A 25,842-nucleotide genomic window follows, 5' to 3' on the forward strand; every position below is an offset into this window, starting at 1 on the left:
GTCTTACTTGCCAGTCCCGTCCGGATTGTTGCCGCCCTTTCCCTCTGAGTCGGGCATAAACACTCCGCGCAGAAGGTCGGCAAACCAGTCACCGAACTCTTCGTTCATGAGCGGCTCGGGGGTCGCGCCGAGCTTCGCTTGGCCCTTGACCGGCAAGGGGACGAGCGCGGTACGAACCGCGGGCTTCATGACCGTGCGCGGGTGCAGACGCTTGAGCCTCATCTGCCTCGAATCGGGCAGGGCCACCGGGTAAAGCCGCAGGTATTCTCCCTGCACGACCGCATCCTCAAGCTTCGCCTCCCGCATCTTCTGCCTGATTCGGGCCAAGAGGAACATGCGCTCAACTGCGGCAGGGATCGGACCGTAGCGGTCGATGAGCTCGGCTCGGATCTCGTCGTGCTCTTCTTCGCTCGTCGAGTTCGCGACCTTCGAGTAAATGTCGAGGCGAAGGCCTTCTTGCGGCACGTACGAGTCGGGCACGGTCGCATCGATCGGCAAATCGAGTTTGATCGGAGGCGGCTCTGGATCTTCGTGACGGCCCCCGGTCAGCATCGCCTGCATCGACTCCACCTGTTCAGCAATCATCCGGACGTACAGGTCAAAGCCGACTCCGGCAATATGGCCGGACTGTTCTCCGCCGAGGAGGTTACCGGCGCCGCGGATCTCGAGGTCTTTCATGGCGACCTGGATGCCGGACCCAAGCTGGGTGTGAGACGAGATGGTCCGCAACCTCGCGACCGCGGTCTCTGTCATCGCCTTATCCGGCGGGTAGAGGAAGTAGGCGTAGGCGCGTTCGCGGCCTCGCCCCACCCTGCCGCGCAACTGATGGAGCTGGGACAGTCCGAGCCGTTCGGCGTTGTCGACAATGAGGGTGTTGGCATTGGAGATGTCGAGGCCGGTCTCGATAATCGTCGTGCAGACAAGCACGTCTACTTCACGGTCCCAGAACTGTTGGATGACTGTCTCGAGTTGCCGCTCGCTCATCTTGCCATGCGCAACAGCGACACGGGCTTCAGGGACGAGCTCTTCGACCTTCTTCGCCTGGGCCCGGATTGATTGGACCCTGTTGTGGACGTAGAACACCTGACCGTCGCGCAGCAGCTCCCTGCGGATAGCGGCGGTCACCTGCTTCTCCTCGTACGGTCCGACGTACGTGAGGATGGGGTGGCGTTCCTCGGGAGGGGTCGCCAAGGTCGACATCTCACGAATCCCCGTCACCGCCATCTCCAACGTCCGGGGAATCGGTGTCGCCGACATGGAGAGAACATCAACGTTTGACCGGAGCTGGGTGAGCGTCTCCTTGTGCTCGACGCCGAACCGCTGCTCCTCGTCGATAATGACAAGGCCGAGGTTCTTGAAGGAGATCGAGCCGGTCAGAAGGCGGTGCGTGCCGACGACAACATCGATCGAGCCGTCCTTGATACCGGCTTTGACCCTCTCTGATTCCTCTTCGGACTGGAACCGGGACAGCCCAGCGACGGTGACCGGGAATCCCGCATAGCGCTCCTGGAACGTCTCGAGGTGCTGGGACACGAGCAGGGTGGTTGGCACAAGAACGGCCACCTGCTTCGAATCTTGAACGGCCTTGAACGCCGCCCGGATCGCGATCTCTGTCTTTCCGTACCCAACATCGCCGGAGATGAGCCGGTCCATGGGGGTTGGCGATTCCATGTCTCGCTTGACCTCGTCGATGGTCGCGAGCTGATCCGGCGTTTCAACGTGGGCGAAGGCGTCCTCGAGCTCCCGCTGCCACGGGCTGTCTGGGGAGAACTGGAAACCCTTCGTCGCTTTCCTCGTCGCGTAGAGGCGCACGAGCTCACCCGCGATCTGTTCGGTCGCTTTGCGGGCCTTTGCCTTCGCTTTGGCCCAGTCCGCTCCCCCCATCTTCGACACCTGTGGTGCCTCGGAGCCAGAGTAGCGGGACACGAGATCGAGGGAGTCCGTCGGAATCCACAGCTGGTCGCCCGGCATACCGCGCTTTGACGGCGCATATTCGACGACGAGATATTCACGCATCGCCCCATCGGTGCCGTCGATTGGACGGGAATCCATCCGCAGGAACCGGCCGACGCCGTGGCGGTCATGAACGATGTAATCGCCGGGTTTGAGGGCGAGCGGGTCGACGCCCGCGCGCCTGCGCGACGGCATCTTCCTCATATCCTTCGTTGAGGAACCGCCCCTGCCCGTGATGTCGGTCGCGGCAAGCACCGCGAGCTTCACGCCAGGAATAATGAAGCCGGTCGAAATGGGGGCGACCGTGACGGTGACGACGCCCGGTACTTCTTCGAGCTCGGTGACAAATTCGGCGGGGATGTCCTGGCTGTTGAGCTCGGAGGCAATGCGGCGGCCCAGACCGCCGCCTTCGACGACGATGATCGGCCACCAGCCCTGCGCCGCCAACAGCCCCATATCCTTCAGTGCCGCGTCCACATCGCCGTGGAACGCCTTCGGCTCCTGGGCGTCGACCACCCGCTTCGTGCTGTCGAGCTCCTGGTCTCCGGTCAACCCGCCGAAGCTCCACCACGCCAACCCGCGGCTACGCACGTGCTGCCGGACATCTGCGATGTCGAGGAACGACGCATCCGACACAGTGAGCGGCACATCGCCGCCTGCCGCCGCCGACGACCACGCGGCCGCGAGGAACTCCTCCGTCGTGGCAACGAGATCCTGGCTACGGGAAAAGACGCGCTCTGGCTGAACAACAACAATTCGAGATGACGGGTCGAAGAGTTCGTGGACCGGCTCCATACCCTCGGTCACGACCGGCGCGAGAGACTCCATACCTTCGACGGCGATGCCCTGGGCGATTTTCTCCAGCATGTCTCTCGCACCCGGGAGAGTATCTGCTGCCTTCCGGGCGCGCTCGCGAACCGCGTCGTCGATGAGGATTTCCCGACAGGGCGGGGCATAAAGCTCGTCGACAACCTCGAGGGACCGCTGGTCGGCGACAGAGAAGGACCGGATCTCGTCGATCTCGTCGCCAAAGAGTTCAAGGCGGAGCGGGTGGGGCTCGGTCGGGGGGAAAACATCGAGGATGCCGCCGCGGACGGCAAACTGTCCACGGGATTCGACCATGTCGACGCGGACGTAGGCAGCATCGACGAGTGCCGTCACGATCTCCTCGAGTGGCATCTCCTGCCCTGAGCGGACCCGCACGGGCACCATCTCGCCGACGCCTTTGACGACTGGCTGCAGTAGAGACCGGATCGGGACGATAAGAACGGAGAGCTTGCCGAACTCCTCCGGATGGGCAAGACGTCGGAAGACGGACAGCCTTTTCGCGACAGTGTCGGCCCGCGGTGAGAGTCGCTCGTGCGGGAGGGTTTCCCACGACGGCAGGATGTCGATCTCCTCGCGCGGCAGGTAGCCAGCAAGAGCGCCAAGGAGCTCATCGCCATCCCTACCCGTGGGCGTGACGACGACAGTGGGTCGGTCACCATCCTGGGCGAGCAGTGCGAGAGAAGCCGGGATGAGGCCGAGCGGCATCGCCACATCGAGCCGCTTGTCCGTTGCGAGGGGAAGGGAAGCCAGAGTGGGCTCGCTACGGAGCCGGCCGAGAACGCTATTCATCACATCGCGTGCAGGCGTGCTTGGGCGGCGACGAAGCCCATCGTCAGCACATCGTCGACGACGTCTGCCGCCTGCGAGACGGTGACCTCATAGGCGGTCTTTTCGGGACCCTTGATCTGGCTGAGCACGAAATCCGCCGCGTCCTGCGTTCCGGGTGGCCGTCCGAGGCCGATCCGTAGCCGCTGGTAGTTCTTTGTACCAACTGCGTTCGTAATTGATTTCAGACCGTTGTGTCCGCCCTCGCCGCCGCCATCCTTCAACCGGAGCGTGTGCGCGGGCAGGTCGAGGTCGTCGTGAATGACAAGGAGCTCGGACGGCTCGATCTTGAAATATGACAGGAGTGCCTTCACGGGCCCGCCGGAGACGTTCATATAGCTATCGCACACAGCGAGGACAAAACCGCCCTCGTCTATCGGAGCGGTCGTTACCCGCCCGGTCATGAGGAAATTCCGGGAACGATGCGCGGTGAGCTTACCGCCAGCACGGCGCACAAGCTCGTCGATCACCATGTGACCGACATTGTGTCTCGTGTTCGCGTATTTCGGGCCCGGATTGCCGAGTCCAACAACTGCTCTCATACCACTCCCGTAAAGAGCGCCCGGGCGTGACCCGGGCGCTCTTCGGTTACATTACTCAGAATCCTCTTCGGCACCTTCTGACGATTTCTCAGCACCGGACTCACCGGCAGCCTCTTCAGCCGCTTCGGCGTCGGCTTCCTCGAGCGAGGTGTCGACCTGCGGGACGAGGACGGAGACAACAAGGTCCTCCGGGTCCATTTCCGTGGACACACCCTCACCGAGCGCGAGGTCAGCGATACGGACCTGGGTTCCCGCTTCCTTACCCTCAACGTCCACCTCGATGGATTCGGGGATCATCGTTGCGTCGGCCATGATCGTGACCGTCAGCAGGTCGGTCGTCACGACGGTGCCCGGAGCGGGCTCACCAACAACCGTGATTGGGACGGTGACCTCAATCTGCTCGCCGGCGCGAACGCCGATGAGGTCGATGTGCTCGATGTCCCACGTCATCGGGTGGCGCTGGATGTCCCTCACGAGGGCCAGCTGATCTTTGCCGTTAACGGTGACGGTGACGAGGGCGTTCTGGTTGTAGCGGACGGCGAGGAATGTCTCGTGCGCGTCCAGTGCGATGTGGATGGTCTCGGCGCCATGTCCGTAAATAACAGCGGGAATCTGGCCCGCACGGCGGAGGCGGCGTGCCGCGCCCTTGCCGAAGTCTTCACGAACCGTGTTCGTCAGCTTGACGGAATCAACCATAGTGTCTCCTTGATGTTCGGCACTTTCGTGCATGAGCCTCGTAGGCCACGTGCCGGGTGACACTTGGACCGCGTCGATAACGGAGTGCGGCTGAACCGCCTCCCTCGCCGAGGCAACTCACACATCCTAGCGCAGACCCCTGGAGGGGCGAAGGGGAGGACCTATGGCACCTCTCACTCCCGCCAGTCTTGTGAAGCACGCGGATGAGACAGACTGTCCGGCACCGTCGGTGCCGGACAGTCTCGCGTGAGATGGGGCTAGTGAGCACCCTCGAAAAGGCTCGTGACGGAGCCATCGTCGAAGACTTCGTGAATGGCGCGGCCAAGCACCGGCGCGATCGGTAAGACCGTGAGCTCCTTGAACCGCTTCTCCCGCTCGATGGGGACCGTGTCAGTGACAATGACTTCGCGGGCCCCGGATTCGGCGAGACGCTTGACCGCCGGGTCGGAGAAGACGCCGTGGGTGGCGGCAACGATGACATCGGCTGCCCCGGCCTCAATGAGAACCCGCACGGCCTCACAGATGGTGCCTCCCGTGTCGATGAGGTCATCGACGAGAACACATGTGCGACCGGAGACATCGCCGACAACACGGTTCGCAACAGCCTGGTTCGGTCGGGAGATGTCGCGAGTCTTATGGACGAAGGCGAGGGGGGTTCCGCCGAGGCGGTCCGCCCACTGCTCGGCAACTCGGATGCGGCCGGCATCGGGCGACACAACGGCTGCGTTCTGCGGATCGATCTTCGTCTTGACGTATTCAACGAGGGTAGGCATGGCCCACAGGTGGTCGACGGGCCCGTCGAAGAAGCCCTGGGTCTGCGCAGCGTGCAGGTCGACGCTCATGATCCGATTGGCGCCCGCCTGCTTAAGGAGATCGGACACGAGACGGGCAGAGATCGGCTCACGACCCTTGTGCTTCTTGTCCTGCCGGGCGTACGGGTAGAACGGAGCGACGACGGTAATGCGCTTAGCAGAGGCCCTCTTGAGCGCATCAACCATGATGAGACTCTCCATGAGCCACTTGTTCACCGGTGGGGTGTGCGTCTGAATGATGAAGGCGTCGGCGCCGCGCACGGACTCCTCGAAACGGACGTAGATCTCGCCGTTGGCGAAGTCGTAGATCGTTGTCGGTAGGAGATCGATCTCCAAGTATTCGGCGACCTCCGCCGCCAGGGCCGGGTGTGATCGTCCACTGGAGATGACGAGATGCTTGGCTCCTGTGGAGTGAATACCGGTCATGAAAGTCCGTCCTTCTTCGTTGCGTCGGCTGAGAGAGAAGTGTGTGCGTGGCGCGCGAATGAGACGTGGGCGTCCGGGCCGACCTCGACAGAGTGGAGATACACGTGGGGTCCGACCGTTGCGCCGGTGGCGACGGACGTCGTGCCAGTGAGGTAGCTGCCGGGACGAACGAGCGAGTCCGGTTCGAATGTCACTCCGACATCAACCCATGTTGCGTTCGGATCCTCAATCGTCGTGCCCTCCCGCATCGCATTCTCAAGCAGGCGGCGATTCATGATCGCGCGGAGGTTTGCGAGCTGGACACGGTCGTTCACACCCTCGACGCACAGCGGATCGCCCACGTACGATCCGAGCCGCAAGCCCTCGGCATACGCGCCAGAGATGACGTCCGTCAGGTACATCTCCCCCTGCGCGTTGTCGGTCCCTAGGCCGGAGAGCATACTTCGCAAGAGCGCGGCATCGAAGACATACATCGAGGAGTTAATCTCGTCGATCTCGAGTTGCTCCGGAGTTGCGTCGCGATGTTCGACGATCGAGGAGATGATCCCCTTCTCGTCGCGGACGATTCTGCCGTAGCCAGTCGGATCTGGGACACGAGTTGTGAGAACCGTTATGTCGTGACCTTCATGGGCTGCCATGAGAGCGACGAGCGTGTCGCCGTCGAGCAAGGGAGTGTCGGCAGCCGTGACAAGGACGGGACCCGTCAGGTCCGCTGGCAGCGCCTCGAGGCCGCACCAGACGGCCCGGCCGGTGCCGGGCACCTCATCCTGGTCGGCGATGGTGGCATGTGGGGCGATGTCGGAGATGTGGGCGGCGACCCTGTCGCGCTCGTGCCGGACGACAACGACGAGTCGCTCGGGATCCACTGCGGACGCTGCGTGGAGAACATGTCCGACAAGAGAACGCCCGCATACCTCGTGCAGGACTTTCGGGGTTGTTGACTTCATCCTCGTCCCGGCACCGGCAGCCAAGACGATGACGGTCGGGCGGGCCTGGCTCGTCTCTCTCATCACGATCCCAACATTACGTGGGAATGCCGACTCTGTGCGCCGGATCCCGGTCTGTGGCTCCGCCCTCAGGGTTCGAACCTGAACTAAAGGCTTCAAAGGCCTCTGTGCTGCCATTACACCAGGGCGGAAAGCACACCCTTCAGTCTGCCAGCTTTGACCGTGCTGAGACAAAGCATCTGGCCGTATCCCCGTGGAATACTGGTCACATGAGTGAACAGGTACCTGCCCGGAGAGTGCGCATGTCCCGGTCCGAGCGGAGGTTGCAGCTGATTGCCATCGCCCGGGCCAGCTTCGCCCAGCGCGGCTACGACGCGACGTCGATTGAGGAGATCACCCAGGCAGCGGGGGTGTCGAAGCCGGTTCTGTACGAGCACTTCGGCGGCAAAGAGGGCCTCTACCAGGTCATCGTCGACCGAGAGATCAACCTGCTCGTGTCGACACTGACTGAGTCGCTTCCGCAGACGGCCCCGCCTCGCAAGGCTCTCGAGCTCACCATCGTTGCTCTTCTTGACTACCTCGAGTCTAACCCCGACGGCTACCGCCTGCTCGCTCACCAGTCTCCTGCGGGGGTGTCGACCGGCGTCTTCTCCCCGGTTATCGGCGAGGTAACGGAACATCTGACGGTCCTCATGGCAGCACTGTTCGAGCGCCAGGGCTTCGAGCCGATGAGCTTGCCCGTTTATGGACAGCTACTCGGCGGGGCTGTCGCCCAGGTCGGCATATGGTGGATTGCGGAAAGAGAGGCCGCGAAGGCCGGGGAACAGATTCAGCCGCGATCAAAGGAAGAGATTGCCGCGCACACGGTCAATCTCTTGTGGAACGGGCTCCATCGGCTCGAACTCGACCCGAAGCCCCTCGGCATGCCGGACAGTGACGAGAAGATTAGGCCCCAGAATTCGTGACTGGTCGCCCGGGGCTTTCCCGCTCAAAGCCCAGGTCACCGGGATGTCCGGGCGAGTGATGACATTGCTTTGTGAACGCCGCCGCCCCAGCAAGACTCACGGGCCGCTCTGAGATACATTGATGACCGTCACACGCAGATCGCAGCAAACCCGAAGGCGTAAACATGCTCTCGATTGAGGACCTGTACAAATCCTACGGCTCCGTCACGGCTCTGGATGGGCTGTCATTCCACGTTAATCCCGGCGATCTCTTCGGCTTCGTCGGCTCAAACGGCGCGGGCAAGACAACCGCCATGCGTATCATCCTCGGCGTCCTCGCCGCCGATTCCGGCCACGTCACGTGGCAGGGACGACAGCTCGACTACGCAACGAGGCGCGAATTTGGCTACATGCCCGAGGAGCGCGGCCTCTACCCGCGGATGAAGGTCGGCGAACAGCTCATTTACCTCGCCCGGTTGCATGGCCTCACGGCCGAACGTGCGGTATCGGCGATGGAGCACTGGACCGAGCGCCTCGACATCGCCCACCGACGCAACGATCTGGTCCAGACGCTGTCTCTTGGCAACCAGCAGCGCGTCCAGCTCGCCGCGGCCCTCGTCGCGGACCCGATGATTCTCGTCCTCGACGAGCCGTTTTCGGGCCTCGACCCAGTTGCGGTCGACGTCATGAGTGAAGTCCTTCGAGAGAAAACCCGCGATGGCGTGCCCGTCATCTTCTCCTCCCACCAGCTCAGCCTCGTCGAGAGCCTCTGCGATCGCGTCGGCATCATCGCCGAGGGGACGATGGTGACCGAGGGCGAGATCGACGAGCTTCGGCAGACCGACACTCCCGAGTACGAGATTCTCACCGACGCCTCGTCAACCGCGTCGTTTGACCATCTCGGCGTGAGAACGGCTGTGGAAGAAAAGCGCCGCGACAGGATGCTTCGGCGGCTTGTTGCGCCACGGGAGGACTTCGATGAGCAGCAGATCCTCACAACCGCTCTCGCCCACGGTCCCGTTTATGAGTTCTACCGCCGCAGACCTCACCTCGAAGAACTGTTCCGCGATGTTGTGACCACCACGTCGAAGGAGTCCCGATGAACTCGACCATCCTTGTGGCACGCCGGGAGCTCCAGGCACAGCTGCGCTCCAAGGCCCTTGTCGTCTCGACGATCATCCTCGCGGTCCTCATTCTTGCCGCCGGCGTCCTCGGCCGGTTACTCCTGAGTGACGACGACGGAGACGACGAACCCGCCGCGACCGTCGGCGTGTCCGAGTCGGCGATGCCACTCGCCGATGCGCTAAGCGCGGCGGGTCTCACAACCGTGCCGGTGGATGGGGATCCTCAGACGATCCTCGAGAGCGAGGAGGAGCTCGATGCGCTGATCGCCGGGGCTCCCGACAGCCCCCAGATCTTCGCGCTCGACAGCGCAGAGCACCTTGACCTCATCACCTCCATCACTCAGTCCGCGACAACCGCCTTCATCATCGGCGAGCAGCTGGGGGATGCTGAGGCTACGGTCGTTCTCGACGCGATCGGGCAGGCGCAACAGATCGTGCCGGACATTGTTGGTGGCACTGAGTTCGACCCGGTCCGGTTCGTCGTCGGCTTGCTGACGGCCACGCTGGTTTACGGCGTCATCGTGTTCGGCATCGCCATGCTGGCTACCGGTGTCGTCGAAGAGAAAACCAGCCGAGTCGTCGAGATTCTCCTCGCAACGATCAAGCCCCGCAACTTGTTGCTTGGCAAGTTCCTTGGCATCGGCGTCGCGATCCTTTCGATCGTCGCGATCTACGTCATCGCGCTCGTCGCGGCTGGCGCAATCTCGGGCCTCCTGCCCGAGATCAACATCGGTCGCTACATTCCCATGCTCATCGTCTGGGTGCTTCTCGGCTACATCATTTACGCCTCGGTGACCGGTGGTCTCGCGGCAACGGTCTCACGACAAGAAGATATTGGCGCGATCACCGGCCCCATGGTGTTCCTGTCTCTCATCCCGTTCTACTTCGCGATGTTCTACGTCCCGGAGAACCCCGATTCGACGGTTACACAGATCGTCGGCTTCGTTCCGTTCTTCAGCCCGTTTGTCATGCCCGTCAGGTCGGCGTTCACCAACGTCCCTGCCTTCGACATCGTCATTGCCATCGCCATCTGTCTCGCGACAATCCCGCTCCTCGCCGCCATCGCCGGCAAGATTTACGAGCGCTCGATCCTCCACACGGGCACACGCATGAAGCTCAAGGACGCGCTACGGAGCAGGCCCTGACGAGCAGGTGGCGTGGAACGAGACTCAATCCGGGCACGACACGCCGCCCGTGTCTGACGACAACATGGCGCTCACACGGAACAGCTAGTCGTCCGCTCCACTGAAGGGTAGGAGCATCTCTCTGAGTATCCGGCTGACGGACATCTTGTCCTCATCCGAGATGTGGTCAAGCATCGCAGCTTCGCTGCGAAGCAAGTCCTCCATCGCCCTATCGGACTTCGCGATGCCGAGGTCGGTCGCCTGAACATACTTGATGCGGCGGTCTCGTTTGTCCTGGAGCCGCCTCGCATGACCGCGCTCGACCATCGTATTGATTCGGTGGGTGAGTGTGCCGGACGGCACGAGGAGCTGGCTCATGAACTGCGAGGGCTGCGCCTGGAACGGCTCACCTTGCCGGCGAAGAAGCGACAGCATTTCGAATTCCCACACGTCAAGCCCGTGGGCGGCGAACGCCTCCCTGCGGAACTTGTCGAGGTGACGGTTGAGCCGGAGGAGGCGGGAGAAGATCTCAAGCGGCGACGAATCGAGGTCCCCGCGCTCCCGCCGCCACGCCGCGACAATGTCATCGACCTCGTCAGATCGGTATTCCCGCGTAGTCATATCGAAAGAATACTCGATATCGAGATGTATCCGAGTGGAAGGAATGTGCAGATTTGTCAGCGTTCCCAGGGAATCGTTACAGAACGAGGCCGAGGTGTGCGATGAAGGCGGTGCCACTCGCCCGCCACCCGTCCGGGGTGGGGTGGAGCAGATCACGGATGCTACCGGATGTATGGATCCAGCTGTCCGCCGCGCCCAGCCCGTGACCTTCCCATACGGGGGTGAGAGTTTCGACGAAGTAGACGTCACCGATCTCATCGGACAGTTCGCCCGCCATCTGCCGCAGCTGGTCCTCCCAGTCCTGCTGGAAGCTGAGAACATCGACCGGACTATCAGCGGCGACAGCGGCTTCGAAAAGCCTCGGGTAGGGCACGAGATGAAGGCGGGCCTCTGGAGCGATGTCCCGCACTGCAAGAAGGGCACGACGTTGCTCAGCGATCGCGGCCGCCACCGACTGTTTGGCGTTGTCAACAGCCAGCTGGCACTGATCCAGATCGTCCTGAAGCAGGCATGCGGCAGCAACAGGAAGGAAACCGACATCGTTGCCACCGATCATGACGAACACGTCGGTCGCACCTGCGGTCGCCTCGATCTGCGGGTCTAGGGTGACCGTGCAGGTCCCCTCCTCCAGCGTCGCAGTCGCTCCGCCGATGTCCGTCACGCACTCCGCGTCACCGGCTCGCGTCTGTGAGATGATCCGCGGCTCAGTCAGATCGGCGACCTTTGCCCCACTGCATGCGGCATTGACGGCCGTGCCTTCGAAGAAATCTCCCACGCGTGCAATCGCCGCGCCATCCGAGCGCATGCACAGCTCATCCGAGTAGTCGCCTGCGCCGTGACCGGACGAGTAGGAGTCGCCGATAACAACGGCGTCAACCTGGACGCCCTGGGCCACGAGCAGACCCGCCATGAGAAGACCCGCGACGATGCTCATATACGCTCCCAGTTGTTCTCTGACATCACATGCATCCCGCTACGAGCGCGGCCGAGTAGGGCGCGAGCACACACGCTGTCACACCCGCGAGAACCGCGACCATCGACATCATGACGGCGGTGGGGAAGGCTCCTGCCGAGCCTCGGACCGGCGCGACAAGCTGCTGCACGCGCTCCGGGCCCGCAATGTGAAGGACGCCCTCACGGTCTTCGCTCCGCTCGCCAATGGTCAGGAGGGCACTGACAACAGCAAGTGTCCCTGCCTTTTTTTGCGCAGCATTGTCGGCAGCGATCTCGATGTACGCGGGCAGGACACTGGCGGCCTCGCGAACGAGGGGAACAAAGGCGAGGACGGCCGTGACAGACTCGATGGTCGCAAGGATCCAATGGTGCCGTTGGTTGACATGAGCCTGCTCATGAGCAAGCACGGCCAGGACCTCTGATTCGTCAAGAGCCGCGATTGCACCGGTCGAGAGAATGATGCCTCCGTGTGAGGCCGAGAATGAAAAGGCGAGGAGGCGCTCGTCCGCAACCGCGGTCACCTCATATCCGGCAATCTCCCGTCGGATTCCCCGCACCCGGCTCGCCGCTACCCTCATGCCCCTTATTCGCCACCGGAGTTGAACGAGCACTGCGCCCGTCACGACAAATGCTGTGATCGCCGACCCCGCCAGGAGGAGCACCGTCGGGATTGGGCTGGCTCCGACGACGTCGCCGAACGGGTTGGCGGCGCTAATGCAGCGCTGACAGACCTCGGTGGCGCCGGTAGGGAGGACCGTTGGTCCCGCGAGGAGCCATGCCCCAAGCGGACCAGCACTGAACATTGCCGCTGGCCACAGCAGAGCGGACCCGGCAAGCACAGAGATCGCGAGCCGCGGAACCCGGACAAGGAGCGGTGCGGAGCCGCGTATGAGTCGCGGCCCTGCAAGGGCCGAGCCGACAACCGCGAGCGCGAAGGCCCCGGCGAGCGCTAGCCCGGTCACCGTTGGGCGCCCTTTGTCTTGAGGAAATTCCGCAAGAGATCCCTGTCGGTTTCGGAGATCGATTCGACGAATTGGAGGATCGATGATGCTCGGTCGCGGCTGCCTCGCAGCACGCACGCCATCTGACTTGCCTCGTACTCCGCACGCGTCATGGCGACCGAGTAGGTCGTGCACCGCCGGAATCGGGAGATGGTGACCATGCCCTTGCGGTCGAGGTTGCTCAGAACCGTCGCGATCGTTGTGTAGGCGGGATTCGAGGCGATGTGGGAGATGATGTCGCGGATCGTGCTCGGCCCCTCGTCCCACAGGACGTCCATGACCTGAGCCTCAAGAGCACCCAGACGAATTGGTTCCTCGGCTTCTATCACGTCTGCACCTCGGTGGGGCAGGCGACCTGGCCCCGCAAACGCCACACGAGTGCGACGCCGGTGAGGGCGAGTGCTCCGATCGCGAGGACCGGCTGGAACGGGGCGAACCATGTGATGGCGCCGGAATAGCCCAGGGCAAGGAGTGCGATCTTGTTGCACACGGGACAGCCGACAGCGAACCAGGCAAGCGCTGTGCCGATCACCCCGAATCTGCTCGATTTCTCGTCGGAACGGTCACCGGAGACATAGGTCGCGACGAGCATGCCGGAGAAGATCGACGTGAGGATCCACACCGGATAGTTCCACCAGACGGGCGGAATGTCCCGGCCAAAGATTGGGTTGGGAATGAGAACCGTGGCGATACCGATGAGAAGGGCGATGCCGATGCTCGCGGCAAGCGCGACAGCGAACTGGCGACCCGTCCACCCACGCAGGGCAGTCACGAGCTGATTGCGCGTTCCGCGGGGGCCGCTGAGAAGGTCTGTCGACGTCATGCTGTGATTCTGTCACACTCTCGACTATCGTCAATAGTCGACTATGCTGAATAGTCGACCAAGCCAGATCGGAGATCTCATGTCCCCACGGACCGCCGCGCGGCCTGCCGTGCTCGTCCCCCTCATCGTCCTCCTCATCGCCGCCGCACTCATCATCGCCGTTCTCGCACGCGGCGGGGACAGTGACGGCGCGAAGGCCGAGGAAGCACGGAGCTCCGCACCCACGGAGGTGCAGGGCCCCTCGACGCCCGACTATTCGACGGCCGAGCGCAGGCAGGAGGGCGATCCGCTCGCGATTGGCCCGATCGATGCGCCAGTCGTCATGGTCGCCTTCTCCGACTACCAGTGCCCGTTCTGTGCGCGGTGGACAGACCAGACACTGCCGAGCATGCTCGACTACGTCAATGCTGGCCAACTTCGGATTGAATGGCGGGATCTCTCCGTATTTGGTGAAGACTCCGAACGAGCCGCCCTCGCCGCGTACGCAGCTGGCCAGCAGGGTGCGTTCTGGGAGTTCCACGACGCCCTGTTCGTCGGTGGGCAGGTCTCATCCAACCTTTCTCAGGACGCGCTCATCACCGTCGCCGACGAGCTTGGCCTGGACGTTGCACAGTTCACGGAAGATCTGACCTCGTCAGAAACCGCCCAGGCGGTTGCCGAAAACCAGCAGCTCGGCATCGACCTCGGCGTCTATTCGACGCCCGTGTTCTTCATCAACGGTCAGCCGGTCGTCGGGGCCCAGCCGACCGAGGTGTTCACCTCGGCGGTCGATACGGCGCTCGCGGAGTAGTCATGGACGTCGGTTTCGTCACTGCATTCCTCGGCGGTGTTCTCGCCCTGCTGTCGCCGTGTGCCGCTCTGCTCCTGCCATCGTTCTTCGCCTCCACGGTCAACTCGGGAACGAAGCTCCTCCTTCATACCGGCGTGTTTTATGGCGGGTTGCTTGTCATTCTCGTGCCGCTCGGCGTCGGCGCCGGAGCCTTCGGCTCCCTATTCCTCACCCATAGGACCGAGCTCATCACCGTATCCTCACTCCTTCTCATCGTCCTCGGCATCGCACAGATCTTCGGCTTCGGCTTTGACCCGTCGAAGGTCATCCCGGGTCAGTCCGTCGCCCGCGGCTACTCCGCATCGGCAACTGGGCTCGCCAAGACGTTCCTCCTCGGGACGACAAGCGGGGTTGCAGGGTTCTGCGCCGGTCCGATCCTCGGTGCGGTCCTCACGGTTGCGGCGGCGAGCGGCGACGGCGTCACCGCTGGCCTGCTCCTCGCTGTTTACGGTGCTGGCATGGTCGTTCCGCTCCTCATTATCGTCGCTCTTTGGCGCCCGCTCGGCGGGCGCGGCCGTTCACTCCTCAGGGGACGCGGCTTCACAATCGGACGACTGCGATTCCATACGACATCGGTCCTTGCCGGGCTTCTTATCATCGCCACCGGCATCCTCTTCTGGACGACGAACGGGCTCGTCGGGATGCCAGAGATCATCTCCGCTGACACACAGGTGCGACTTCAAGAGGGCGCGGGAATCCTCGCGAACCCCATCGTCGACATTGCCGCGATCCTTGCGGTTGCCGTCCTCATCACGGCGATCTGGTTTGCTCGACGGACGAAGAACCCCGACGGTCCGAGCGATCCAAAATTCGCAGGTTCTCACGTGAACGTCGCAGGTGAGAATCAGCCAATCCGCAACATCATCACACCGAGAGAGACGTCCTCATGACACGACCGACACGGACGAGACGGGCCGCGGCTTTGCTCGCGGTAACTGCCGTCCTTCTCGCTGCCTGTAACTCCGCGCCCGATGTGAACCGGGACGTCTCGACCGAGAACGCGAGCCAGGAACCAATCGACACATCGGACCTGAATGTGCCGATTTCTATCGACGGCCTCGACGTGCTCGACCCGGGCTGGGACCTTCCTCCGCAGTTCGCGGACGGCATCTACCTCTCGGCGGCCGAACAGGATGACGTCCTCGCGTTCAGCGCACTATCGATCAATGGCGAGGTTCTCTGGTCAACTGAGCGGCCTGCCTCCTTCACTGACTTCGTCCTTACAGCGTCGAGCGATGGCACTGCCGTTGCTGTCCTGCTGGATGAGGGGGAATCGACAGATCTTTCGGCCCGCGCCTATGATCTGCGATCGGGCGACAGCTTGTGGGGCCCTGTCGACGTCCCGGGTTCCTTCGCTGGCCCCGGTCTCATTTTCACCGGCGAAGAGCGTTTCACCATCGACCCGGACGACGGCAACATCGTCGCCGGCCCCTACATCGCCGAACACGCGGGCACTCTCCTCAGCGTTGAGGGCAGGACTCTCAGCGCTACAGATTCCTCGGGATCCGTTTTATGGGAGGTTGGTGCTGACGAGCAGGACGCGGAGTGGATTGGGACGGCGGGGGCCTATGTTCTCCTGAAACAGAATGACAAGCCCGGCCGGGTCATCGATGCTGCGACCGGCCACACCATCGCCGATTCCATCACGAGCGCCGGCGTCGATCCATCAACCGACACTCTTGTCGTTCGCGATGAGAGTGCGTTGCACGCGTATGGAAATGGCGCGGTACTGTGGTCGCTGACAATCGGGCCAGACACTGAGCTGGTCAGCGTGGGCGGGATCTTCGCTTACCTCCGGGAAGGCGATGCCGTCCGGGTCCACAACGTCCTCACGGGAGCGGTCGCACAGGCATATTACGCGGATGGTGAGGGCACTGTCCTCGTCCCGGCCCACGTGACACCGCAGGGCGCGGCACTTCTCCACGGACCGGATGGTGGCTACCTGCTCGCTGCCGTTCCCGAGCAACCCACTGGCGCACCCGCGCCCTAACAATCCGGCACTATCCGTCGGCCTGCTCGGCCGCCCACAGCCACTCCTCCTCCAGATCTTCGATGTGCTGCTGAATGCGAGCGGCCTCGTCCGTGAGCTTGGCGAGTCGCTCGAAGTCGAGAGCGGCAACCACCTGTTCGTCCTGAACCTTGGCGAGAGCGTCCCGCTCCCGGGCGAGTTGCCGTTCCACCCTCGCCATCGTCTTCCGCGCTGCCCGGGCTCGTGCGGCATCGGACAGCGAGGGTTCGGGTTGCCTCTCAACGATGCCGTCGATAACCTCCTGAGCGGCTCTCAGCGTGAGGTATTCATCGATCCCGCCAGGCAGATGACGAACCTTGCCGTCGATGACCGCGACCTGGTGGTCCGTGATCCGCTCGAGCAGGTAGCGGTCGTGGGAAATAACGACGAGAGTGCCCGGCCAATCATCCAGCAAGTCCTCGATAGCGGACAGGGTGTCCGTGTCAAGATCGTTCGTTGGCTCATCCATGAGAAGGACGTTCGGGATCGCCATGAGGAGTCTGATGAGCTGGAGCCGCCGACGCTCACCACCCGACAGTCGACTGACCTCGGTCCAAGCCCGTTCCCGAGTAAAGCCGAGACGCTCGACAAGCTGGCTCGCCGTCATCTCCTTGCCGCCGACGTCAATAGATGTCGCGATCGAGCTGACAGATTCGACAACCCTCATGTCACCGACCTCGTCGAGCTCGGTCGTGTGCTGGGATAGTTCGGCGAGCTGGACCGTCTTGCCTCGCTTGACGCGCCCAGCTGTCGGCTGGAGCCTCCCCGCAATAAGTCCGAGGAGGGTGGATTTCCCCGATCCGTTCGCGCCGATAATGCCGAGCCGCTCCCCCGGGCCGAGGCGCAGCGTTGTCCCCTCAAGGACGGTCTTCTCACCGTAGGAAAATTCGATATCCTCGAGGTCGATGACGTCCTTCCCAAGCCGAGCAGTCGCCATCTTCGTGAGTTCAACCCGGTCCCGGGGCGCTGGCTCATTGGCGATGAGCTCGTTCGCTGCCTCGATCCTGAACTTCGGCTTCGCGGTTCGGGCCGGTGCGCCTCTGCGCAGCCAGGCGAGTTCCTTTCTCAGAAGGTTCGCGCGCTTCGATTCTGCCTGGGTGCGCTGGCGTTCACGCTCAGCGCGGGCAAGGACGTACGCGGCGTAACCGCCCTCGTACTGTTCGACCCGGCCGGGTCGCGGGTTGCGACCGCCAGCACCATCGTGTCCGGGAACGACCTCCCACATGCGCTCGCACACGGCGTCGAGGAACCAGCGGTCGTGGGTGACGGTGACAAGTGCGCCCTTGCCACGGGAGAAGCGCTCGTTGAGGTAGTGGTGGAGGAAGTCGACGCCGTCGACATCGAGATGGTTCGTCGGCTCATCGAGAATGATGAGGTCTGCATCGGTCGTCAGCACAGAGCACAGCGCCACCCGTCGACGCTGGCCGCCGGAAAGCTCGGTGACACTCCAGTCGAGGTCAACATCTGGGATGAGGCCAGCATGAAGGTCACGGATTGCCCGTTCCGATGCCCACTCGTGCTCGGAAGCAGAGCCATGGATTGCTTCCCGCACGGTCGTGTCCGGCAGGTCATCCTTCTGGGATAGGACCGCTGAGCGGAGTGTGCCCGCGTGGGTCACTCGCCCTTCGTCGGCTTCGAGCTCGCCCGTTATGAGCCGAAGGAGGGTGGACTTGCCGCCACCGTTGGGCCCGACCACGCCGACTCTCGCACCATCGTCCAACCCAAGGGTGATGTCGCCCAAGATCGGCCGAGAGCCGAGCGTGATCCCAACATCCTCCAACGACAGCAGGTGAGCCATCAGCTGCTCCTCACGATATGTGCGCCAGCGGCCGGACCATCTGCCCGAACCGCACGCAGTCCTTCTGACGTCAGCTGTTTCGCGAGAGAATCGGCGGCTGCGACGCTCTCACACAGCACTCCGATCGTAGGTCCAGAACCTGAAAGGACCGTGGCAACGCCCGTTCCGGCCACACGATCAAACCGCTCCTTCAAGTCTGGCCGCAACGTGAAGGCAGGCTCTTCGAGATCGTTCATAAGAAGTCCGGCCAGGTTCGTGACTGACGGAGATCGGAGCGCCGACATGAGCTCGTCGACGTCGGCTGGCGCATGAGGCTCGGGTTTAAGCTCGTCGTAGCGGCGGAACACGGCAGGTGTCGACAGCCCCTCATCGTCAAGAACAAGCACCCACGACTGGAAAGCACCCGGTTTGATCGCATGCAGATCCTCACCCCGGGACACTCCGAGGGCGAGCCCTCCCATGAGCATGAACGGAACATCGGATCCGAGCTCGGCCGCGAGTTCGTGCAGCTCTTCGCGCGGAAGGTCGAGCCCCCAGAGGGCATTGAGAGCAACGAGGGTGCCAGCCGCATCCGCACTCCCGCCCGCGAGTCCGCCTGCGACCGGGATTCCCTTATGTATCGCGATATCGGCGCCGCGGCTCGTCCCGGTGTGCGATTGAAGGGCACGGGCTGCCTTCAGTGCGAGGTTGTTGTCGTCAACCTCAAGCTCAATACCGGTGATCGTGAGAGAAAGCCCTTCTGCGGGTTTAACGACGATCGCGTCCCACAGGTCGAGCGCACAGAACACCGTCTGTAGGGGGTGGAACCCATCCGAGCGCGGACCACCGACTCGAAGGGCCAGATTGATCTTCGCGGGAGCCTGAGCGTGGACGGTATGCACCTCATCAGGATACGCAATATGGGGTGTCTCAGCCGGACCTTCGGGCCCAATCGCCATCGGTGAAATCTATGCCTCAGCGTTGGCGATGGCGACGAAATCATCGATCGTCAGCGTCTCCCCACGGCGCTGGGGATCGATGCCAGCCGCACGTAGCCGCTCTTCGGCGCGAGCCGCGCTACCCGCCCAGGACGCGAGTGCCTGCCGCAAGGTTTTCCGCCGCTGCGAAAATGCGGCGTCGATGACGGCAAACACCGCTACCCGATCAGCACTCGGTTCGCGCCGCCTGTCAAAGCGCACGAGCGCTGAGTCAACATTCGGCACGGGCCAGAAGACACTCCGTGAAATGAGGGGACCGCGAGTCGCCTCTGCATACCACGCGGCTTTCACCGACGGCACTCCATAGACCCGTGATCCGGGCGGAGCTGCGAGGCGCTCCGCCACTTCAAGCTGGACCATGACATCGACAACCGTGAGGGAGGGAAGCACCTCAAACGCGGTGAGAAGAGCAGGAACCGCCACGTTGTACGGCAGGTTCGCGACGAGGAATGTCGGGACCATACGGTCGAGCGCAGGCGGGACGGCGAGCTCGTGATCGGCCAGCTTGAGCGCGTCGAACTGTGCGACAGCAAAACGCTCCGGACGATCGTGCCGGGCCGCAACCGTTTCCGGAAGAGCTGATGCGAGGACGGGATCGATCTCGATCGCTGACACATAGGCCCCCGCCTCTAAGAGTGCGAGGGTCAGTGAGCCGAGCCCAGGGCCAATCTCGAGGACATGATCGCCCACGCAAACGCCAGCGTGGGACACGATCTTGCGGACCGTGCCCCCATCGCCGACGAAATTTTGTCCGAGCGTTTTGGTGGGACGTATGCCGAGCCTGTCGCTCAGCGTTCTTATGTCACTCGGGGTGAGAAGATTAGTACCAGCCACGCGCGTAGGAGTGGTTCAGTGCACCACAGGGTGTGCCGTAGCGGCCCTGGATGTAGTCGAGGCCCCACGCGATCTGAGTCGCGGGGTTCGTGCGCCAATCAGCTCCGTGCGACGCCATCTTCCCACCGGGAAGGGCCTGCGGGATGCCGTAGGCGCCAGAGGACGGGTTCTGGGCAAGGTGGTTCCAGTTCGACTCCCGCTGCCACAGCGTCTCGAGGCACTGGAACTCCGAGCTCGACCAGCCCTTGTTCGCCACCATCTGCTGGGCAATGCCCTTGGCTCCGCCAGCGTTGACAACAACCGGCTGTGCCGGGGCTGGCGCCGGTGCGGGGGCCTGAGCAGGTGCCTGCGCGGGCGCCGGGGCTTCGGATGCGGGTGCCGGCTCGGCTACCGGAGCCGCCTCCGGTTCCTTCGTGCCAACGGAGATGACTTCGTCAACGCGCTCTGCCTTGTGTACGACGATCGTCTGCTCGCGGGACTCCTCTTCGCCATCGACCAGCGTGACGCGATGGGTCACGCGAGTGACGCCATTGCGGCCCTCGGTCGTCACCCTCTCGGTGCCCTTCTCAAGGTTCGGATCGTCCTTGCGAACAGTCTCGAACTCGTCGACCTGCTCGTCGACGGCGATCTCGTAGGTGACGCGCTCGATCGTGACGGTCGCGCCGTCCTCAACCTCAGCGGCCAGATCCACGTTGACGCGGTCATCGCGACCGACGCTGATATCGGCCTCGGTGAGGGCACGGCCCCATGTGTCAGCGGTCGTTGTCAGCTCCTGTTCCTGGCCATCAACAGCGACTGTGTACGTCCTGCTGAGGTCCGGAACGTCGGTGACGATCTGGAGTGGGGCGCCAAAGGCACCCGCGACGGCATACGCGGCCGGGGCCGACGATTCGGTCGTGACTGCGACAGCAGACAGTGCGGTAGCTGCGGCGAGAGCTGCGACAGCGCCGTAGCGGCGGGAGCTCATCGGGATTGCGGCGGATTCTGACCATGCGGCTTTGGCGCGGAATGCGTCGCCCTTCGGTGCCTGCACAATGGCCGGCGCCTTCGTGGTTCTGCGGGAGTGACGTCCCATGAATAAAACCTCGTCCGTCTGTTTGTTTCGAATACTTGACCGAGTGTAATCAAATTTTGCTCGATTGTAATCAAAACGTGATCTATTGCGCCAGGCCTGAGCCGCCAAGGATGTGGTGACGCGCGCGCTCGCCCAGCCGCCGATTGGACGGTACGCGCGCGCGATCAGCGGAAATACACTACTTCTGTCGTATCGACGAGCTGCTGGCACAGTGTGACGATCGGCACATTCAAAATTTCTGCCATCGCCCGGACTGTGAGGGTCACGAGATAGGGGGCGTTCGGGCGGCCCCGGTGCGGGTGAGCCGTGAGGTATGGGGCGTCGGTTTCGACGAGGACAAGCTCGGCGGGGAGCACTCGTAGGGCCTCCCTCGGATCCTCATTCTTCGGGAACGTCACCGTGCCGGCGAAAGAGGCGTACCACCCGTTCGCTGTGAGAACCTCTGCGAGATGCCGGTCGCCCGAGAAACAGTGAAAGACCGTTCGGTCGGGCGCACCATCCTCGAGGAGAATCCGCACCGTGTCCTCATGGGCCTCGCGGTCGTGGATCTGGAGCGGGAGTCCCAGTTCTTTCGCAAGCTGGATATGGGCGCGGAACGATTCCTGCTGGGAGCGTTTCCCTTCAGCGCCGGTGCGGAAGTAGTCGAGGCCAGTTTCGCCGATGGCGACGATCTCCGGCTCACGAGCGAGGTCCGCGACCATGCCGATCGCCTCGTCCAGCCCGAACGCTCGGTGATGCTCTTCGACTCGCGGCTCGAGGCCGTCCGGGCCCATCTCCCGGACCCCGGCATGCATCGGCACCTCGTTTGGATGGATGGCGATCGCAGCAGAGAACTCCGGGTGGGCGCGGGCGAGATCAATGACGTCCTGGAGATCAGGGATTTCGCAACCAACCGTGATGGCACGGCTGACTCCCGCTCTCGCCATCGCTGCGACCTGACCCTCGATAAGGAGCGGGTGGCGAGGGTTACCCTGGTCATCGACCTTCTGCACCTGGCCGGGCTTGTCGGTGCCCACATGCGTGTGGTTGTCGATGACGGGCACCGGGAGCGGCTCGGGGATGGGAGGGAGCGTTGAACGCCCCTTCTTCGCACTCACTCGTCTGCGAGGCGAGCGAGTTCCTCGTCCACAACCTCAGGGTCGAGTTTGACGAAGACCGGGCTCGGCTTCTCAATCGGGGTTCCCACAGTGACCGGCACGCGTGCCCACGGCCGCAGGTCGGTGTAGTCCCCGGTGATAATCGGATACGGGTCTCCCCCATCCAGATCCGTTGCTTCGTCGATCCGGGGCATAGGCGCAAGATCGCCTGCGCCACCCAGAATCGCATCGATCGCGTTCGAGGAATGCGGCAAGAACACCGACATCATCGTGTTGATGTCAGCAACGGCCTGGACGAGAGTGTGGAGGATCGTCGCGAGGCGTTCGCGCTGTTCGGGTGCCTTGAGTTTGAACGGCTCTGTCTTCGAGACGTACGAGTTGGCGGAGCCGATGATCCGCATGACTTCGGCAAGCGCCGAACGCTGGTGATGGTTCTCGATGAGGGATCCGACCTTCGCGAAACCGGCCTCGACCTCATCGAGAAGCTCCTGGTCAACATCCTCACGAGCTCCGGCCTGCGGAATCCCACCGAAGTTCTTCGCGATCATCGCTGCGGTCCGGTTGACGAGGTTGCCCCAGCCGGCGACAAGCTCGGAGTTGTTGCGGCGTACGAATTCGGCCCACGTGAAGTCCGAGTCGGAGGTTTCGGGACCCGCAATCGAGATGAAGTAGCGCAGCGCATCGGGCTGGTAGCGGGCAAGAACATCCCGGACGTAAATGACGATCTTCTTTGACGAGGAGAACTTCTTCCCTTCCATCGTCAAGAACTCGGATGCGACAACCTGGGTCGGCAGGTTGAGCTCGCCGAACGAACCAGGCTCACCGCCCTTTTCTCCCATCCCGTTGTATCCGAGGATCTCGGCGGGCCAGATTTGGCTGTGGAAGACGATGTTGTCTTTGCCCATGAAGTAGTAGGAGAGGGCCTCGGGATCGTTCCACCAGTCCCGCCAACGCTCCGGATCACCGACGCGGCGAGCCCACTCAATCGAGGCCGACAAGTAGCCGACAACCGCATCGAACCACACATAGAGCCGCTTGTTCGGCTTGTCTTCCCAGCCCGGAACAGGAATGCCCCAGTCAATGTCCCGAGTCATCGCACGGGGGCGAATCTCATCCAGGATGTGCTGTGAGAATTTGATGACGTTCGGACGCCACAAGCCAGAGGCCTCCCGCTCATCTAGCCAGCGCGACAGCTCCCCTGCCAGCGCTGGCAAGTCGAGGAAGTAATGGTCGGTCTCGACGAAGGTTGGCGTTTCGCCGTTGACCTTCGACCGCGGATTGATGAGCTCGACAGGGTCAAGCTGGACGCCGCAATTGTCGCACTGGTCGCCCCTCGCTCCGTCGTAGCCACAGTTCGGGCACGTGCCCTCGATGTAGCGGTCAGGTAGCGTCCGGCCCGTGCTCGGAGACACGGCACCAGAGGTCGTCTCTACGAGCATGTACCCGTTGTCCCGGACAGTCTCGAACATCGTCTGAACGACGGCGTAATGATTCTTTGTCGTTGTGCGGGTGAAGAGGTCATACGACAAACCCAGGGCGACGAGGTCCTCGACGATGATCCTATTGTTGCGGTCGGCTAGCACCTTCGGGTCGACGCCCTCCTGCTCAGCGGCGACGAGAATCGGCGTGCCGTGTTCGTCGGTACCAGACACCATGAGCACGTCGTGGCCCACCATGCGCATGTAGCGGGAGAAAACATCGGATGGCACACCGAACCCGGCAACATGGCCGATGTGGCGGGGGCCGTTGGCGTAGGGCCATGCGACAGCGGAGAGCACTCGAGACATACTTCTACGGTATATGCTTCGCGCGCTCTGGGAGGAATCTCGCCGCGAACATCACGCTCCGTTAGGATTGCGGCATGAGCGACACATTTATGGAAGGCACCGAGCCCGAGGAGACGTTAGCGGAGCTTCTCGTCAGGCCGCACCGCGCCCTCATCATCGTCGACGTTCAGCCCACGTTCTGCGAGGGCGGTGCCCTCGCCGTCGACGGCGGAAATGCTGTTGCGCGCAGAATCGCCGAGTTCGTCGACACGAGCGGAGGGAACTACGGAGTCGTCATCTCCACCCAGGATTGGCACATCGAGCCGGGTGACCACTTCTCTGACGAGCCGGACTACGTCGATACATGGCCGCCGCACGGTGTTGCCGGAACGGCTGAGGCCGAGCTCCACCCCGCCGTCGCCGATCTTCCGGACGAATCTGTGAAGAAGGGCCAGTACGCTGCCGCTTATTCGGGCTTCGAAGGCACGACAGACGACGGCAGGATGCTGCAGGACATCCTCAAGGAATACGAGATCACATCCGTCGATATCGTCGGTCTCGCAGAATCCCACTGCGTGAAGGACACGGCGCTTGATGCTCGGTCGTTTGTCGACGAGGTCAGGGTGTTCTCTGATCTCACCGCCCCCGTCAGCGCGGAGCTCGGGGAAAAGGCTCGAACCATCATGGACGGCGCCGGCATCATTCAGCTTGAGTCGAAGAACGCCTGGCTGTAGCTCCGATTCGCTACCGACTTCCGTGCCTGTCACGTTGAAGCGCCGCGAGCACAACAGTGGGGAGCATGCGCATGCATGCTCCCCACCGGCTTCCCGCCATGGGCCACACCGCGCGGGAAACATGCTCGACGAATCGAGCCTCCTCAGTATAACTTGATGGGTTTTGAGCCCACTTCATCGTTTTCTATGACGTACCCCATGACTGCCCTCGCAGTGCCGGCGATTCGGCTTTTGGGCTCGGCCTAGGGGCCCAGTTCTCTCACTTTGAGTGCCGCATCGTACAGTTCCTTCTTTCGCACGCCGGTTCGCTCCGACACGTATCCGGCCGCAGCCTTGAGCCTCATCCCCGAGTCGGCCAGCAGGTTCACCTCGGCGACGTAGTCCTCCGCCCGCCGCTCGACATCTGGTGCGCCGCTGACGACGATCGTGATCTCACCGCGCAAACCCTCACGTGCCCACTCGACGAGATCGGCGAGCGGCCCACGGCGCACCTCTTCGTACGTCTTCGTCAGTTCCCTGCATACGGCCGCCTCCCGTCCCGCACCGAGGTGCTCGGCCATAGCCGCGAGAGTGTCGGCCGTCCGATGGGGCGAATCGAAGAACACCATCGTTCGCTTCTCCGTTGCGAGATCGGCAAACACTCGAGCGCGTTCGCCCTCCTTTCGGGGCGCGAAGCCTTCGAAGCTGAAACGGTCTGTCGCAAGCCCCGAGATCGCGAGCGCGGTGAGGACTGCAGAGGCGCCGGGGATGACCGTGACGGGCACACCCTCGTCGTGGGCACGGCGGACGAGCTTATACCCGGGGTCTGAGACAGTCGGCATGCCAGCGTCAGAGACAACGAGGACGGTATGTCCTCCTCGTGCAAGGTCGAGAAGCTCGCCCGTCCGCTCTGCTTCGTTGTGATCGTGGAAGGCGAGTACTCGGCCCGTCGGGGTGACGCCGATTCGACCAGCAAGATTGAGGAGCCGTCTCGTGTCTTCTGCGCCGATAACATCGGCTGTCTCGAGGAGAGTACGAAGCCTCGGCGTCGCATCGCCCGGGTCGCCGATCGGGGTTGCCGCCAGGAAAATCTTGCCGTCGCTCACCCATCCACTATCGCCCATC

24 protein-coding genes and 1 tRNA gene are annotated in these 25,842 nt (G+C 63.0%); 7 read left to right on the top strand and 18 right to left on the bottom strand.

Annotated features, from left to right (window positions below):
* Positions 1-3 precede the first annotated feature (3 nt).
* The 6 genes from mfd to H7E91_RS10400 all read right to left on the bottom strand — a co-directional run bounded on the left by mfd (position 4) and on the right by H7E91_RS10400 (position 7,220).
* Positions 4-3,570, bottom strand: coding sequence for a transcription-repair coupling factor (gene mfd, locus H7E91_RS10375; protein ID WP_182355070.1), 3,567 nt, complete (start codon positions 3,568-3,570; stop codon positions 4-6).
* Complete coding sequence (gene pth / locus H7E91_RS10380; protein WP_182355032.1) at positions 3,570-4,148, bottom strand: aminoacyl-tRNA hydrolase; 579 nt, start codon at positions 4,146-4,148, stop codon at positions 3,570-3,572. Before pth ends, mfd begins: the two co-directional genes overlap by 1 nt.
* Positions 4,149-4,199: 51 nt before the next feature.
* Entirely contained in the window at positions 4,200-4,844 is a 645-nt protein-coding gene (locus tag H7E91_RS10385) for a 50S ribosomal protein L25/general stress protein Ctc (RefSeq protein WP_182355033.1), read from the bottom strand.
* 257 nt (positions 4,845-5,101) lie between these two features.
* Complete coding sequence (locus H7E91_RS10390) at positions 5,102-6,082, bottom strand: ribose-phosphate diphosphokinase (protein WP_182355034.1); 981 nt, start codon at positions 6,080-6,082, stop codon at positions 5,102-5,104.
* Positions 6,079-7,092, bottom strand: coding sequence for an NTP transferase domain-containing protein (locus H7E91_RS10395; protein WP_182355035.1), 1,014 nt, complete (start codon positions 7,090-7,092; stop codon positions 6,079-6,081). The genes H7E91_RS10390 and H7E91_RS10395 overlap by 4 nt, the downstream gene beginning before the upstream one ends.
* A 54-nt stretch (positions 7,093-7,146) precedes the next feature.
* Positions 7,147-7,220, bottom strand: a tRNA-Gln gene (locus tag H7E91_RS10400).
* Between the two features lie 78 nt (positions 7,221-7,298).
* Between H7E91_RS10400 and H7E91_RS10405 the strand changes: the two genes are divergently transcribed.
* The 3 genes from H7E91_RS10405 (at position 7,299) to H7E91_RS10415 (ending at position 10,242) form a co-directional block, all read left to right on the top strand.
* On the top strand, positions 7,299-7,994 hold the full coding sequence (locus H7E91_RS10405) for a TetR/AcrR family transcriptional regulator (protein ID WP_182355036.1): 696 nt from the start codon (positions 7,299-7,301) through the stop codon (positions 7,992-7,994).
* A gap of 164 nt (positions 7,995-8,158) precedes the next feature.
* On the top strand, positions 8,159-9,076 hold the full coding sequence (locus H7E91_RS10410; protein ID WP_182355037.1) for an ABC transporter ATP-binding protein: 918 nt from the start codon (positions 8,159-8,161) through the stop codon (positions 9,074-9,076).
* Positions 9,073-10,242: an ABC transporter permease gene (locus H7E91_RS10415; RefSeq protein ID WP_182355038.1), complete on the top strand. Its 1,170-nt coding sequence runs from the start codon at positions 9,073-9,075 to the stop codon at positions 10,240-10,242. The genes H7E91_RS10410 and H7E91_RS10415 overlap by 4 nt, the downstream gene beginning before the upstream one ends.
* A gap of 84 nt (positions 10,243-10,326) precedes the next feature.
* Here H7E91_RS10415 and H7E91_RS10420 read toward each other — a convergent pair whose 3' ends face one another.
* The 5 genes from H7E91_RS10420 to H7E91_RS10440 all read right to left on the bottom strand — a co-directional run bounded on the left by H7E91_RS10420 (position 10,327) and on the right by H7E91_RS10440 (position 13,620).
* Positions 10,327-10,842, bottom strand: coding sequence for a MarR family winged helix-turn-helix transcriptional regulator (locus H7E91_RS10420; protein ID WP_182355039.1), 516 nt, complete (start codon positions 10,840-10,842; stop codon positions 10,327-10,329).
* Between the two features lie 76 nt (positions 10,843-10,918).
* A complete protein-coding gene (locus H7E91_RS10425) occupies positions 10,919-11,776 on the bottom strand; it encodes a GDSL-type esterase/lipase family protein (RefSeq protein ID WP_182355040.1) in 858 nt (285 codons plus the stop codon).
* 25 nt (positions 11,777-11,801) lie between these two features.
* The gene (locus tag H7E91_RS12175; RefSeq protein ID WP_182355041.1) at positions 11,802-12,758 is read right to left on the bottom strand and encodes a M48 family metalloprotease; all 957 of its coding nucleotides are present in this window, start codon (positions 12,756-12,758) and stop codon (positions 11,802-11,804) included.
* Positions 12,755-13,126 carry a BlaI/MecI/CopY family transcriptional regulator gene (locus tag H7E91_RS10435; protein ID WP_206680422.1) on the bottom strand — a complete coding sequence of 124 codons (372 nt, stop codon included), beginning with the start codon at positions 13,124-13,126 and terminating at the stop codon, positions 12,755-12,757. The genes H7E91_RS12175 and H7E91_RS10435 overlap by 4 nt, the downstream gene beginning before the upstream one ends.
* A complete protein-coding gene (locus tag H7E91_RS10440; RefSeq protein WP_182355043.1) occupies positions 13,123-13,620 on the bottom strand; it encodes a hypothetical protein in 498 nt (165 codons plus the stop codon). The genes H7E91_RS10435 and H7E91_RS10440 overlap by 4 nt, the downstream gene beginning before the upstream one ends.
* A 79-nt stretch (positions 13,621-13,699) precedes the next feature.
* Between H7E91_RS10440 and H7E91_RS10445 the strand changes: the two genes are divergently transcribed.
* Genes H7E91_RS10445 through H7E91_RS10455 form a run of 3 tightly spaced genes read left to right on the top strand, consistent with a single transcriptional unit; the run spans position 13,700 to position 16,439 of the window.
* Entirely contained in the window at positions 13,700-14,410 is a 711-nt protein-coding gene (locus H7E91_RS10445; protein ID WP_182355044.1) for a DsbA family protein, read from the top strand.
* 2 nt (positions 14,411-14,412) lie between these two features.
* A complete protein-coding gene (locus tag H7E91_RS10450) occupies positions 14,413-15,339 on the top strand; it encodes a cytochrome c biogenesis CcdA family protein (RefSeq protein ID WP_182355045.1) in 927 nt (308 codons plus the stop codon).
* Positions 15,336-16,439, top strand: a complete 1,104-nt coding sequence (locus tag H7E91_RS10455; RefSeq protein ID WP_182355046.1) for a hypothetical protein — start codon at positions 15,336-15,338, stop codon at positions 16,437-16,439. The genes H7E91_RS10450 and H7E91_RS10455 overlap by 4 nt, the downstream gene beginning before the upstream one ends.
* A 10-nt stretch (positions 16,440-16,449) precedes the next feature.
* Here the strand turns inward: H7E91_RS10455 and H7E91_RS10460 are convergent, their stop codons facing one another.
* From H7E91_RS10460 to metG, 6 genes are all read right to left on the bottom strand, one after another.
* A complete protein-coding gene (locus H7E91_RS10460) occupies positions 16,450-18,255 on the bottom strand; it encodes an ABC-F family ATP-binding cassette domain-containing protein (RefSeq protein WP_182355047.1) in 1,806 nt (601 codons plus the stop codon).
* Positions 18,255-19,193 (bottom strand): 4-(cytidine 5'-diphospho)-2-C-methyl-D-erythritol kinase, encoded by a 939-nt coding sequence (locus H7E91_RS10465; RefSeq protein ID WP_182355048.1) that lies wholly within the window; start codon positions 19,191-19,193, stop codon positions 18,255-18,257. Before H7E91_RS10465 ends, H7E91_RS10460 begins: the two co-directional genes overlap by 1 nt.
* Positions 19,194-19,202: 9 nt before the next feature.
* Positions 19,203-20,066, bottom strand: coding sequence for a 16S rRNA (adenine(1518)-N(6)/adenine(1519)-N(6))-dimethyltransferase RsmA (gene rsmA / locus H7E91_RS10470; protein ID WP_182355049.1), 864 nt, complete (start codon positions 20,064-20,066; stop codon positions 19,203-19,205).
* Positions 20,053-21,141: an aggregation-promoting factor C-terminal-like domain-containing protein gene (locus tag H7E91_RS10475; protein WP_182355050.1), complete on the bottom strand. Its 1,089-nt coding sequence runs from the start codon at positions 21,139-21,141 to the stop codon at positions 20,053-20,055. The genes rsmA and H7E91_RS10475 overlap by 14 nt, the downstream gene beginning before the upstream one ends.
* Before the next feature lie 164 nt (positions 21,142-21,305).
* A complete protein-coding gene (locus H7E91_RS10480) occupies positions 21,306-22,238 on the bottom strand; it encodes a TatD family hydrolase (RefSeq protein ID WP_182355051.1) in 933 nt (310 codons plus the stop codon).
* On the bottom strand, positions 22,235-24,025 hold the full coding sequence (gene metG / locus H7E91_RS10485) for a methionine--tRNA ligase (protein ID WP_182355052.1): 1,791 nt from the start codon (positions 24,023-24,025) through the stop codon (positions 22,235-22,237). The genes H7E91_RS10480 and metG overlap by 4 nt, the downstream gene beginning before the upstream one ends.
* 89 nt (positions 24,026-24,114) lie before the next feature.
* On the opposite strand from metG, the gene H7E91_RS10490 reads away from it, so the two are divergent.
* Positions 24,115-24,738: an isochorismatase family protein gene (locus tag H7E91_RS10490; protein WP_182355071.1), complete on the top strand. Its 624-nt coding sequence runs from the start codon at positions 24,115-24,117 to the stop codon at positions 24,736-24,738.
* Positions 24,739-24,980: 242 nt separating this feature from the next.
* On the opposite strand, the gene rsmI is transcribed toward H7E91_RS10490, so the two are convergent.
* Positions 24,981-25,823: a 16S rRNA (cytidine(1402)-2'-O)-methyltransferase gene (gene rsmI / locus H7E91_RS10495; protein ID WP_338401793.1), complete on the bottom strand. Its 843-nt coding sequence runs from the start codon at positions 25,821-25,823 to the stop codon at positions 24,981-24,983.
* Positions 25,824-25,842 lie beyond the last annotated feature (19 nt).

Source organism: Flaviflexus huanghaiensis (assembly GCF_014118685.1).
Classification (GTDB): domain Bacteria; phylum Actinomycetota; class Actinomycetes; order Actinomycetales; family Actinomycetaceae; genus Flaviflexus; species Flaviflexus huanghaiensis.

What these genes read in the sequence shown, in the direction of transcription:
- mfd (WP_182355070.1), bottom strand. Translation starts at nt 3,570, where the DNA reads ATGAATAGCGTTCTCGGCCGGCTCCGTAGCGAGCCCACTCTGGCTTCC.
- pth (WP_182355032.1), bottom strand. Translation starts at nt 4,148, where the DNA reads ATGAGAGCAGTTGTTGGACTCGGCAATCCGGGCCCGAAATACGCGAAC.
- H7E91_RS10385 (WP_182355033.1), bottom strand. Translation starts at nt 4,844, where the DNA reads ATGGTTGATTCCGTCAAGCTGACGAACACGGTTCGTGAAGACTTCGGC.
- H7E91_RS10390 (WP_182355034.1), bottom strand. Translation starts at nt 6,082, where the DNA reads ATGACCGGTATTCACTCCACAGGAGCCAAGCATCTCGTCATCTCCAGT.
- H7E91_RS10395 (WP_182355035.1), bottom strand. Translation starts at nt 7,092, where the DNA reads ATGAGAGAGACGAGCCAGGCCCGCCCGACCGTCATCGTCTTGGCTGCC.
- H7E91_RS10405 (WP_182355036.1), top strand. Translation starts at nt 7,299, where the DNA reads ATGAGTGAACAGGTACCTGCCCGGAGAGTGCGCATGTCCCGGTCCGAG.
- H7E91_RS10410 (WP_182355037.1), top strand. Translation starts at nt 8,159, where the DNA reads ATGCTCTCGATTGAGGACCTGTACAAATCCTACGGCTCCGTCACGGCT.
- H7E91_RS10415 (WP_182355038.1), top strand. Translation starts at nt 9,073, where the DNA reads ATGAACTCGACCATCCTTGTGGCACGCCGGGAGCTCCAGGCACAGCTG.
- H7E91_RS10420 (WP_182355039.1), bottom strand. Translation starts at nt 10,842, where the DNA reads ATGACTACGCGGGAATACCGATCTGACGAGGTCGATGACATTGTCGCG.
- H7E91_RS10425 (WP_182355040.1), bottom strand. Translation starts at nt 11,776, where the DNA reads ATGAGCATCGTCGCGGGTCTTCTCATGGCGGGTCTGCTCGTGGCCCAG.
- H7E91_RS10440 (WP_182355043.1), bottom strand. Translation starts at nt 13,620, where the DNA reads ATGACGTCGACAGACCTTCTCAGCGGCCCCCGCGGAACGCGCAATCAG.
- H7E91_RS10445 (WP_182355044.1), top strand. Translation starts at nt 13,700, where the DNA reads ATGTCCCCACGGACCGCCGCGCGGCCTGCCGTGCTCGTCCCCCTCATC.
- H7E91_RS10450 (WP_182355045.1), top strand. Translation starts at nt 14,413, where the DNA reads ATGGACGTCGGTTTCGTCACTGCATTCCTCGGCGGTGTTCTCGCCCTG.
- H7E91_RS10455 (WP_182355046.1), top strand. Translation starts at nt 15,336, where the DNA reads ATGACACGACCGACACGGACGAGACGGGCCGCGGCTTTGCTCGCGGTA.
- H7E91_RS10460 (WP_182355047.1), bottom strand. Translation starts at nt 18,255, where the DNA reads ATGGCTCACCTGCTGTCGTTGGAGGATGTTGGGATCACGCTCGGCTCT.
- H7E91_RS10465 (WP_182355048.1), bottom strand. Translation starts at nt 19,193, where the DNA reads ATGGCGATTGGGCCCGAAGGTCCGGCTGAGACACCCCATATTGCGTAT.
- H7E91_RS10475 (WP_182355050.1), bottom strand. Translation starts at nt 21,141, where the DNA reads ATGGGACGTCACTCCCGCAGAACCACGAAGGCGCCGGCCATTGTGCAG.
- metG (WP_182355052.1), bottom strand. Translation starts at nt 24,025, where the DNA reads ATGTCTCGAGTGCTCTCCGCTGTCGCATGGCCCTACGCCAACGGCCCC.
- H7E91_RS10490 (WP_182355071.1), top strand. Translation starts at nt 24,115, where the DNA reads ATGGAAGGCACCGAGCCCGAGGAGACGTTAGCGGAGCTTCTCGTCAGG.